General features: G+C 66.1%; 13 protein-coding genes. 11 read left to right on the top strand and 2 right to left on the bottom strand.

Annotation, left to right across the window (positions count from 1 at the left end; genetic code table 11):
- From ACPUER_RS34950 to ACPUER_RS34920, 7 genes are all read left to right on the top strand, one after another.
- The coding region (locus tag ACPUER_RS34950) for a hypothetical protein (RefSeq protein WP_425133353.1) at positions 1-548 on the top strand (548 nt) is incomplete at its 5' end.
- A gap of 163 nt (positions 549-711) precedes the next feature.
- Positions 712-2415, top strand: coding sequence for a S8 family serine peptidase (locus ACPUER_RS34945; RefSeq protein ID WP_310137876.1), 1704 nt, complete (start codon positions 712-714; stop codon positions 2413-2415).
- Positions 2416-2501: 86 nt separating this feature from the next.
- Complete coding sequence (locus ACPUER_RS34940; RefSeq protein ID WP_175963574.1) at positions 2502-3161, top strand: hypothetical protein; 660 nt, start codon at positions 2502-2504, stop codon at positions 3159-3161.
- Positions 3162-3195: 34 nt separating this feature from the next.
- Positions 3196-4254 (top strand): hypothetical protein, encoded by a 1059-nt coding sequence (locus ACPUER_RS34935; protein WP_425133352.1) that lies wholly within the window; start codon positions 3196-3198, stop codon positions 4252-4254.
- Positions 4251-5210, top strand: a complete 960-nt coding sequence (locus ACPUER_RS34930; RefSeq protein WP_425133351.1) for a DUF4239 domain-containing protein — start codon at positions 4251-4253, stop codon at positions 5208-5210. The genes ACPUER_RS34935 and ACPUER_RS34930 overlap by 4 nt, the downstream gene beginning before the upstream one ends.
- Before the next feature lie 28 nt (positions 5211-5238).
- The gene (locus ACPUER_RS34925) at positions 5239-5739 is read left to right on the top strand and encodes a glycoside hydrolase family 19 protein (protein WP_347068711.1); all 501 of its coding nucleotides are present in this window, start codon (positions 5239-5241) and stop codon (positions 5737-5739) included.
- Between the two features lie 43 nt (positions 5740-5782).
- On the top strand, positions 5783-6790 hold the full coding sequence (locus ACPUER_RS34920) for a GNAT family N-acetyltransferase (protein WP_425133350.1): 1008 nt from the start codon (positions 5783-5785) through the stop codon (positions 6788-6790).
- 279 nt (positions 6791-7069) lie between these two features.
- On the opposite strand, the gene fnr is transcribed toward ACPUER_RS34920, so the two are convergent.
- A complete protein-coding gene (fnr, locus tag ACPUER_RS34915; RefSeq protein WP_425133356.1) occupies positions 7070-7807 on the bottom strand; it encodes a fumarate/nitrate reduction transcriptional regulator Fnr in 738 nt (245 codons plus the stop codon).
- Between fnr and ACPUER_RS34910 the strand changes: the two genes are divergently transcribed.
- From ACPUER_RS34910 to ACPUER_RS34900, 3 genes are all read left to right on the top strand, one after another.
- A complete protein-coding gene (locus ACPUER_RS34910) occupies positions 7710-8132 on the top strand; it encodes a hypothetical protein (protein WP_425133357.1) in 423 nt (140 codons plus the stop codon). The genes fnr and ACPUER_RS34910 overlap by 98 nt on opposite strands.
- A 341-nt stretch (positions 8133-8473) precedes the next feature.
- Positions 8474-9121: a BON domain-containing protein gene (locus tag ACPUER_RS34905; RefSeq protein WP_175963578.1), complete on the top strand. Its 648-nt coding sequence runs from the start codon at positions 8474-8476 to the stop codon at positions 9119-9121.
- A gap of 91 nt (positions 9122-9212) precedes the next feature.
- Positions 9213-9662 (top strand): CBS domain-containing protein, encoded by a 450-nt coding sequence (locus tag ACPUER_RS34900; RefSeq protein ID WP_072436883.1) that lies wholly within the window; start codon positions 9213-9215, stop codon positions 9660-9662.
- A 90-nt stretch (positions 9663-9752) separates the two neighbouring features.
- On the opposite strand, the gene ACPUER_RS34895 is transcribed toward ACPUER_RS34900, so the two are convergent.
- Positions 9753-10061, bottom strand: a complete 309-nt coding sequence (locus ACPUER_RS34895) for a tryptophan 7-halogenase (RefSeq protein WP_425133355.1) — start codon at positions 10059-10061, stop codon at positions 9753-9755.
- Between ACPUER_RS34895 and ACPUER_RS34890 the strand changes: the two genes are divergently transcribed.
- A partial coding sequence (locus ACPUER_RS34890; protein WP_425133354.1) for a hypothetical protein occupies positions 9981-10215 on the top strand: 235 nt, incomplete at its 3' end. The two genes, ACPUER_RS34895 and ACPUER_RS34890, sit on opposite strands and share 81 nt — an antisense overlap.

The raw sequence follows: 10215 nt of genomic DNA, 5'->3' as shown, positions 1-10215 counted from the left end.
AGTCGGTCGCGCCGACCGTCGGCTCCGTTGCCGGACAGCTCGGCGGCCTGCTGCCGTTCTCGGTGCAGCCGCAGGCAGCGTTCGCGCCGCAGGGCGTGGGCGGGGCCATCGTCGGCACCGCTGCGCCGGTGCTCGGCGAACTGCTCGGCCAACTTGGCAGCTTGCTGCCGTTTGCCGTGCAACCGCAGGCAGCGTTCGCGCCACAGGGTGTGTTCGGCGACATCCTGAAGTCGGTCGCACCCACCGTCGGCTCCGTCGCCGGACAACTCGGCGGCCTGCTGCCGTTCTCGGTGCAACCGCAGGCAGCGTTCGCGCCACAGGGTGTGGGCGGGGCCATCGTCGGCACCGCCGCGCCGATGATCGGCGAACTGCTCGGCCGACTCGGCGGCCTGCTGCCGTTTGCCGTTCAACCGCAGGCTGCGTTCGCGCCGCAAGGCGTGTTCGGCGACGTGCTGAAGTCGGTCGCACCCACCGTCGGCTCCGTCGCCGGACAACTCGGCGGCTTTCTGCCGTTCTCCGTCATGCCTGTCCAGCCGGCATTCCACTGACCGCTGCAACTGAAGACCTGCGCCACCGTGCGTGACCGCGCGGTGGCGCACCCGACGGACGCCCGTCGCGCAACGATCCGATCGCGTCGGGATGCGCGCCCGTTACTTTTGACCGACTAACCCCGCGACGCGTCGCAATTGCCGCGCCGCGAAGGAGATTGCGATGGACAAGGACAAGAAGCCCGCCGCCGCGAAGGCGGCAGCCATGCCGACGGACAGCGCGGCTACCGCATCGGACGTCACGCCGCCCGATTCGGCCGGCGAAGCGGTCCACGTGACGAGCGGCAAGCGCCAGTATCTGATCGCGCCTCGGCGCGGCGTGCTCGCACGTCAGGCGGCCGTGACGCCGATGTCGGCTCACGACCTCGACAATGCGGTCGGCCGGCTCCCCGGCGTCGAGGTCGTGCGCGTGATCAACAGCCACAAGAACGCGCAGATGATGTCGGCGAGGCCGGACGAAGCGACCGACACGTATGTCGTCAAGATGGATCCCGCGAACGCGCAAGTGCTGCAGGCGACGGCGCCACCGGAAATGATCGTCGAGGAGGATCATCCGCTCGGCTATGGGAAAAAGCCGCAACATGAGTCCGGCGCCGAGCTTCGTCCGCAGGCGGCCATCGCGTCGGTGATCTTGCGCCCGGTGACGATCCGCGTGCTGGGAGCGAACGACCAGCCCGAGCCCGGCGTGCCGGTGACGCTCGCGGGCGACGGCTTCCCGGTGAGCGGCACCACCGACGCGCGAGGCGAAACGACGCTGACCGTCGCGCAGATGGCGCCCGGTCCGCTCCAGTCGCTGGCGGTGCGACCGCCCCACACGTACTGGAATGTCTATTTGCCGGCGCCGCTGCTGTCGAGCGATCAGGCGAACGTGGTGCGGCTCACGCCGTTGTCCCAGCCGAACCCGAACGTGCCGCCGCGTGCGCCGCTCGGGTGGGGGCAGCGCCTGATGGGCCTCGACGAGCTTCCCGCCACGGCGACGGGACGCGGCGTTCGCGTCGCGATCGTGGATTCGGGGGCGGACGCGTCGCATCCGCTGTTGAACCATATCCTGCGCGGCGCCGATCTGACCAACGACCAGAACCCGGATACCTGGAAGGACGACGTGATCGGCCACGGATCGCATTGCGCGGGCGTGATCGCCGCGCGAATCAGTCCGCAGGCTGCCGACGCGCAGATGGCGATGCGCGGTTTCGTGCCCGACGCAGAGATCCATGTGCTGAAGATCTTTCCCGGCGGCCAGTTCAGTACGCTGATCCAGGCGCTCGACTATTGCATCGACCACGACATCGACGTCGTGAACCTGAGCCTTGGCGCGCCGCAGGCGTCGCTCGCCGTCGAGCAGAAGCTGATGGAGGCCGTGCAATCCGGCGTCGCATGCATCGTCGCGGCCGGCAATTCGGGCGGCCCGGTCCAGTACCCGGCCTCGTCGCCGTACGTGCTCGCGGTGTCGGCGCTGGGGCTGCAGCGCGAGCTGCCTGGCAACACGTGGGAGCAAACGCAGATCGTCGCGCAGGCCGCGACGCCCGACGGCCTCTTCGCGCCGACGTTCTCGTGCCATGGTCCGCAAATCGGCGTGTGCGGGCCGGGCGTCGGCGTCGTATCGACCGTGCCCGGGTCGGCGTTCAATGCCGAATCCGGCACGTCGATGGCGGCGCCGCACATCACGGGGCTCGCGGCGCTGCTGTTGAGCGATCCGCAGATCGCCAGCCATCTCGGGCCGCGCCGGCCGGAGCGCGTCGCCGCGCTGTTTCAGCTGATCCGGATGATCTGCACGCCGATCGTGCAATACGACGTCGCGAATCGCTTCGGCGCCGGCCTGCCACGCATCCAGAACCTTCGCCAGCTGTTGCAGCAGGCGGCCCGCTGACTGCCCGCGAGCCGCGCCGGCTACCGCCGATCGCCGGCCGATTCCGTCGGCCGGCGCACGTCGCCACACACAAGGAGAAATTCGACATGTCGACCCTGTTGCGCATCACCCGGGCGGCCTGCGCCGCCAGCCTGATTCTGACCTGCGCCGGCGCACATGCGCAGGACTGGACGCTGTCGCTGTCCTGGAAGCTCGGCTCGTGCGCCGGCGGCGACGGCGCGCAGACATGCACGGCCGGCCAGCCGCCGTCCGCGCGCCAGGCCGCCGACGGCACACCGATCCGGATCACGGCAATCGGCCTGTATACGCCTCGGCGCGATTGCGACACGGCGGCGGTTCCGGCCGACACGCTGCCCGGCGATGCCGCGCCGTATATCGCGCCTGCGAGCGCCGATGCATTCCAGCAGCACTGGAACCGCTACGGGAGCTGCACGGGCTATGCGCCCGCCGGCTACGCCGCCGAGCTTGCCGCGATGGCGCGTGCGGTCGGCCTCACGAATCTCGGCCGCTACCTGAACGAGCACGACAACAAGGTGGTGCGGCTCGACGAGCTGAAGAACGCGCAACTGCACGATTTCTTCCTCGGCGCGGACAAGGCGGTCCAGTTCCTGTGCACGCCCGACGGACGGCTCGCGGAAGTGCGCTACCGGCTGCGCGACTGGTCCGACGTATTCGTGTATCGCGACAAGGGCGGCATGCTGGTCCTGGCGCCGGGCGGCAACTGCGGCGACGAAGTGCGGCTGTAGCGCGCATTGCCCGCCGACCTCGAGGAGAACCGTCATGCGCACGCATCGTTCATGGTCCCGGACAACGGCGGACGCACCGCCCGAAGCGAACGGTACGAACACGGCCGCATCGAGGCGCGATCTGATCGGGCAGTTGCAAATCGAATGCAATGCGATGGCGCGCTACGCATTGCAGCACGGAATCGCGGTGGCGCCCGATCTGATCGCGCAGTTGTCGATGCTGATGGTCGCGGCGTCGCGCGCCGCGGCTGAATCCGCGGCGGACGATGCGTCGTCCGTGCACGGCGCATCGTATGCGCTTGCCGCGATTCATCGTCGGCTCGCGGTCGCGATCGCGCCCGCGACGCCGCAGGCGGTCACGCTGCTCGACGGCGAACTGCGCGTCCGCTCGCGCTTCGCGTGGCTCGGCCCGGTACCGCTGATCCGCGCGCTGACGCTCTCCGCCGCGACGTTTCTGGTCGCGGTGATTGCGACGTCGCTGTCGCCGGAAGTGTCGGTCGCGAACATCGATCAGGGGTTTCTCGATTCGCACGGCACCCGGCTGCTGTGGAATGCGCTGTTCCTGATGTTCTGCGCCGGGCTCGGCGCGTCATTCGCAACGCTGTTCCAGGCTCATCGCTACGTCGCGAATTCGACATACGACCCGAAGTACGACGCGTCGTACGGCGCGCGGCTGATTCTCGGCGTGATCGCCGGCCTGATTCTCGTCGAACTGCTGCCGCCGCACCTGTACGACGGCGCAAGCACGCGCAGCTTCGGCAAGCCGGCGCTTGCGATGCTCGGCGGCTTCTCGGCGACCGCCGTGCATCGGCTGCTGCACCGGCTCGTCGAAACGCTCGAGACGCTCGTGCGCGGCGACACCGCGGCCGCCGCGCAAGCGACCTTCGAAGCGCATCGCGCCCATGCGGCGACCGAGCGCGTGCAATGGCAAAGCGAACTCGCGGCGGATCTGCTGCGGCTTCAGCAATCGCTCGAAACGGGGATGCCGGCCGATGCGGTCAAGCAGCGGCTCGCCGAATTCACACGCGCGATGCTGTCGCCAGACGCGCCGCGCACGGGCCGTCAGGACGGCGCAAACGCAATCGGGGAATGACCATGCTCTTCCTTTACAACTGGCCGTCATGGCTGATGGGGCTCTTCATCGTGACCGCGACCGTCGCGGCCGCACTGGCCGGCTACGCGCTGTTCCGCCGCATCGCGCCGGTCGACCTGCATCCCGAGCAGCAAGCGATGGCGATCACGATGGTGTCGGTCATCACGACGATCAACTCGTTGCTCGTCGCGTTTTCGGCGATCAGCGTGTGGGACGCGTACAACAGCGCGGAGCGCACCGTCGATGCGGAAGCGACCGCGGCCGGCGAGCTGTCGCGCGATCTCGCCGCGTTCGGCAATCCGGTCGCCGACGCCGTCTCGGGCGCGCTGCGTGCCTATCTCGACGGTGTCGTCCGTTACGAGTGGCCGACGATGCAGCAGCACGCGAGTGCGGATGCGCAGGCGGCGGCCCGCTTCGATCGCCTGTTCGACATGGCCAACCGGATCGAGCCGCGCAGCGAGCGGCAACGCGTGCTGCTCGGCGAGGTGCTCGCACGCGTCAACGAGATGGCCAAGCATCGCGAACAGCGCCTGCTGACGCTCGACGTCGCGATGCCGGCCACGCTGTGGGGCGTCGTGCTGCTCGCGAGTGTCGTGTCGTTTCTGCTCCTTTACATCCTTCCGGGCACGCGCTTCAACATCGCGCTCGTCGCGAGCTGGGCGCTCACGCTCGGACTCGCGTTCTTCTTCGTGCTTGCCGTCGACCGTCCGTTCGCAGGTGAAGTCAGCGTCAAGCCGGAGTCGCTGCGCGCGATCGTCGCCGCGATCGACGCGCAATCGCAACGAACCGGGCCGGCTGCGCATCGCAACGTTCCGCCTTCGCCGCGCAGCCCGACGCGTTCGGAGGTGGACGACGCTGCCGCGTCGACTGCTTCGACCGTTTCCTCACCGCCGAGCGCGTCCGGCGCGGCCTCGCTCGCCCATGCCTCGCAAGGAGAACGCGATGACACCCGATGAATTCCAGTCCGCAGCCGCCGTATCCGCCGTGCTCGCGCAACGCTGGTATCCGGCACTTGCCGCCGCGATGGCCGAGTTCGGCATCTCGACCCCCGGGCGTATCGCGGCCTTCGTCGCGCAGACCGGCCACGAGACGCTCGGCTTCACGCTCACGCGCGAGCTGTGGGGGCCGACAACTGCACAGCGCGCCTATGAGCCGCCGTCGCGCAAGGCCGCCGAACTCGGCAACGTCCAGGCGGGCGATGGCAGGCGCTTCCTCGGACGCGGGCTCATCCAGATCACCGGGCGCGCGAATTACCGCGAATGCGGCAACGCACTCGGTGCCGATCTCGAGCGCCAGCCCGAACTCCTCGAACGGGAACCGCTGGCCGCGCGCTCGGCGGCCTGGTGGTGGGAACGGCACGGCTGCAACCTGATCGCCGACTCGGGCGATTTCGTGTCGCTGACGAGACGCATCAACGGCGGTGTCAATGGACTCGAAGACCGGATGCACCGATGGGCGATCGCGAAAAAAGCGATGTGCCTGTGAGCGTGCGGCATGGAGCAAAGACCAACCAACGGAGGGCAACATCATGAAGACGCGAATCTGGGGTAAGTGCGTATCGATACAGGGCGTGCTGATTGCGGTGGCGGTGACAGTGGCGAGCGCGGCCATGCCTCGGCACGCATCGGCGGAAATCGAATGCCGGCCTGTCACCGTGAAAACGGGCAAACAGTTGAACAGCACATGGGGAAAAGACCTGCATCGTCTGGAAAGCAACGGCGGCGTCGACGCGATCGTCAACAGGATGTGCCAGCCGTACTGGGCCCACGCCGACGATTACTGGCTGTATGGCAACTATTACCCGCTCCACCGCAACCAGCAAACGCAGCAGCGCAAAGGCGCCCGCCTCTTCGCCGAATCGAGGTCGGAGCAACCCGATCTGGCCAGATACCTTTGCAAGGATACCGGCGCGAACGGCGCGACGCCGTATGACAAGGCGAAGCCGGTCGGCGTATTCGCTTACGAGACCTTCCGGACGGACGAGTCACGGAAGAACGCGACCGACATCGCCAGCCAAGTCGAGCTGCATGTGCTGTGCGTGGCGCCGGACGCGCGAAAAAAGGGGATGGGAATACAGATCCTGAACGAGGCCGTGGAGCGCATGACCGAGGGTGTCAGCCACGACAAGAAGGTTCGCATGCAGTTGACCTCGCACGTGGCGGCGCAAGGCTTCTACGACCGGCTCGACATGACGTGCCGCAAGGAACAAGCGAGCGATTCCACCGCGCGCGTCTACGAGCGCACACTGAAACCCGGTGATCGCATCGAGCCGCGCGATGCGATGTATTACATGGACTGGAACAACAGCGGCCAATGCCGGCGTGTGACGTTCGGTTGCGGCAATCGAAATGAGTATGTACAGCTGAGGCCGCGCGCGTTCGATTCGGAAGATGATTACGAAAAATCCGATCAGGCCGCGCATGCCAATGGAACACTCATGGTCGGCGCCTTGGCCGATGCCTACGGTTGCAACGCCGAATCGGGGGAAATCGGGTATAAGGCGGTGATCCGGAAACTGGGCGGGCACGACCAATGAGTCTCCGGCGGCTGCGTCGTCGCAAGATGTGCCGCATTCGACGGGTAGCGGCATGCTTCGAGTGCCGTCGTGCGGCCGTCGGCGGCACAGGCACGACGCAGCCGATCCAGCCGATCGACCCGACTCGAAAGCGCTCTACATGGTCGGCGATCCGGGCAAGGTCCGACAAAGCCTTGCTTGTCGGCTGAACAGGAACGCTCATGCGCGAGCCTGTCGGATGTCCAGTGTGCGGAGGTCGGCGAGCCCCGGGAGCCTGCGTGCGACGCACCCGCAGCGAGGTCAGATTTGCTCGAGGCCGTCCGAATCGACGATGCGAATCTGCTTGCCGTGCGCCGCGACGAGCCCCTTGTGCTGGAACTTCGACAGCATGCGGCTGACCGTTTCGAGCTTCATCCCGAGATATTCTCCGATCTCGTCGCGCGTCATCCGCAGCACGAATTCCGCGGCCGAGTAGCCGCGTGCCTTGAAGCGCGTGGAAAGGTTCAGCAGGAATGCGGCCACGCGCTGCTCGGCGGTCATCGTGCCGAGCAGCAGCATCAGCGCGGATTCGCGGACGATTTCGCCGCTCATCATCTGGTACACGTGATGTTGCATCGACCGTACTTCGCGGCACATCTGCTCGAGCTGGCCGAACGGAATGATGCAGACCGTGCTGTCCTCGAGCGCGATCGCGTCGCCGTTGTGGTGCCCGGTGTGCACGCCGTCGAGCCCGAGCGATTCGCCGACGATCTGGAAGCCGGTGATCTGCTCGTCGCCGTCGCGATGCATCATGGTGGTCTTGAACGAACCGGTTTTCACTGCATAGATGCTGTTGAACGCATCGCCCGCGCGAAACAGCGTTTCGCCGCGCCTGACGTGACGCGTCGTGCAGATCATTGCGTCGAGACGCGCGAAATCGTCAGGCGAAAGATCGGGCGGCATGCAGACGGTACGCAACGTGCACGTCGAGCAGCGGGACGTGGCGCGCTTCGGCTGGTCCGACGGCTCGACGGGACGCAGCGGGATGAACGGGCGCAACGGGCGTAACGGGTGCAACGGCATGGTCGTCGAGACATTGGCATGGCTCTCCATGATCGGCTCCAATTCGTGGGGCAGCGGCGAATTGCTGTCGGGCAGGATCGCGCTGGCTGTATTGCTGGCGGCCTTGGTGTCTGCCGCCTTCGTGAAGGGAGAACCCCACCGGACGGGCCAGGAGACCGATGCGCCGGTCTCGACGGTGATGCTGCCTTTGCGCCGGGAGGCACGTGTGTCTGTTGTTCTTGATGGGAAGTATGGATGCCGCGCAGCGCCAGGGAAATCAGCCGGCATTGAAGATGAGGTAGGTGATGCGGAAGGGCTGTAGGACGTTTCCTACAGCGGCGCGGCGGTGAACCCGTTGACCTGGCTCAATACCTGCGGCGATGCCGTGTTTCATCTTGGAACACACCGATATCGTAAGAGGAATTTGGAAGCGTTCCGGTTGCCACGGCTTTCGTGGAATCCGGTGTCGTGATCGTGTGGCGCACCGAACCGTATCAACGGATGCATTCAGGCGTCGCCCGCCGGCCGCCCGCTGCGGCAAGCCCGCTGTTGAATGATTGATCCTCGTCAAGCTGCCCGAGCCGCCATGCGCGATGCTGAATGCGGTGCGGCACGCATCCGATTGCAAGACTCGCGATCGACACGGGCCGACGGGAGACCGCCATGAAGTCCGATGCAGCACTCAAGCAGGATGTCGAGCAGGCGCTTTTCTGGAATCCGGCGATCGACGCGCGCCGGATCGACGTCGACGTCCGCGACCGGATCGTCACATTGCGCGGCACGGTCGACAGCTGGGCCCAGAAACTCGAGGCGCAGAAAACGGCGCTGCATGTCGCGGACGCGCGCGCGCTGGTGCTCGAACTGAACGTTGCACCGCCGGAGAACGCCTGCGCCGACCAGGAGCTGGCAATCGCGATCACGTTCGCGCTCGGCTGGCAGGACGCGTTACGCGATCACAAGATTCGCGTCGAGGTCGATCACGGCTGCGTGACGCTCGATGGCGAAGTGGATCACGCGTTCCAGAGCCGTGCGGCGGAAGCGATGGTGAGCCGGATGATCGGCGTCGTCGGCGTGGCGAACCGCATCCAGGTGCGTACCGACCATACGGTGCCGGACGTCGGCGCGCGGATTGCCGAAGCGCTTGCGCGACGCGCACAGCGCGAATCCGCGGGGATTTCGATCGACGCGGCCGACGGCATCGTTACGTTGACGGGCACGGTCGCATCGCTGGCGGAAAAGCGTGCCGCGTGCGGCGCGGCAGGGGCGGTGAGGGGTGTGCGCGAAGTCGTCGATCGACTGTCGATTGCCTGATCGGTTCGGAGCAGGGCAGACGTTGATCGACGGTCAAGGATGTCCGAACCGCGGTGACGATTCGCGTTGCCCGGGACAACCAGGAGATGACATGAATGCTGCGATGCTCTGCACTCGCGATGTCGCCACGTGTTTCGAAACGATCACGGTCGTCGAGGCAGCCGAACGGATGCGCGATGCGCACGCTGGCGATCTGGTCGTGGTGCGTGAACGGGAAGGGCACCTTCTGCCGGTAGGCATGGTGACCGACCGCGACATCGTGCTCGCCGTGGTGAGCCCGGGCGCGGAGGCGGGCTCGCTGTTCGTCGGGGACATCATGTCGGAACCCGTCGCGGTTGCAAACGGCGACGAAGATGTCTGGCTGCTCGCAAAGCGCATGCGGCAGCATGGCATACGCCGGCTTCCGGTCGTCGGCGACGACGGCCAACTGGTGGGCATCGTCACGCTCGACGATCTGTTGCGTGCTGCCGCGGCGTTGCTCGACGAGTTGCGTCTCGTCGCGGCACGTCAGCCGTATTTCGAGGAAAAGCAGCGTGGGTAGCGAGCCCCGGCGCGCTTTCCGCTTTCATCGTTGCCGGTCCCTGCCGGGTCTTCGCACGGTCACTGCTGCCGATGGAGTCTGGCAGTTGCTTTAACGAGCCATCGGCCTACCGATTTTTGCTCCGCCAAAGGGGCCGTCAGCAAGCCGGGAACGTGACATATCAATGAACGGCTTGTTCAACGCCTGGTTGATCAGAAGCCCCTTGAACCCTGAGCAGTCGACAAAAAAGTCTGCCGTGATCTCAGCACCCGATTGGAGCCGGGCCGACTTGATTTCGCCGTCTTCATTCAGTCGCGTCTCGACGACTTCGCCCTCGATATGCTCGACGCCCCAACTTACCGCGAGATCCCCGAGGTAATTGGCGACGAGATGAGCGTCGAAATGCCACGCATGGCTAATACCTTTTGCAGATTCGGAATGGTTGCCTCGACCACTCCAATTTTTGGAATGGTGAGTGACTCAGAGTCGCTAACACAAGTCATCCACGAATCTAGAGCAGATGACGGCGGCAGCCAGAGCAAGCAAAGCGGCATGAATATCGAGGCGGCGCTCG

Source organism: Burkholderia sp. DN3021 (assembly GCF_049805555.1).
Classification (GTDB): Bacteria; Pseudomonadota; Gammaproteobacteria; order Burkholderiales; family Burkholderiaceae; genus Burkholderia; species Burkholderia pyrrocinia_C.
The sequence above is the reverse complement of the archived record's forward strand: the minus strand, read 5'-3'. Positions and strand labels throughout refer to the sequence as shown.

What these genes read in the sequence shown, in the direction of transcription:
- ACPUER_RS34930 (WP_425133351.1), top strand. Translation starts at nt 4,251, where the DNA reads ATGACCATGCTCTTCCTTTACAACTGGCCGTCATGGCTGATGGGGCTC.
- ACPUER_RS34900 (WP_072436883.1), top strand. Translation starts at nt 9,213, where the DNA reads ATGAATGCTGCGATGCTCTGCACTCGCGATGTCGCCACGTGTTTCGAA.
- ACPUER_RS34945 (WP_310137876.1), top strand. Translation starts at nt 712, where the DNA reads ATGGACAAGGACAAGAAGCCCGCCGCCGCGAAGGCGGCAGCCATGCCG.
- ACPUER_RS34905 (WP_175963578.1), top strand. Translation starts at nt 8,474, where the DNA reads ATGAAGTCCGATGCAGCACTCAAGCAGGATGTCGAGCAGGCGCTTTTC.
- ACPUER_RS34940 (WP_175963574.1), top strand. Translation starts at nt 2,502, where the DNA reads ATGTCGACCCTGTTGCGCATCACCCGGGCGGCCTGCGCCGCCAGCCTG.
- ACPUER_RS34920 (WP_425133350.1), top strand. Translation starts at nt 5,783, where the DNA reads ATGAAGACGCGAATCTGGGGTAAGTGCGTATCGATACAGGGCGTGCTG.
- ACPUER_RS34935 (WP_425133352.1), top strand. Translation starts at nt 3,196, where the DNA reads ATGCGCACGCATCGTTCATGGTCCCGGACAACGGCGGACGCACCGCCC.
- ACPUER_RS34910 (WP_425133357.1), top strand. Translation starts at nt 7,710, where the DNA reads ATGCAGACGGTACGCAACGTGCACGTCGAGCAGCGGGACGTGGCGCGC.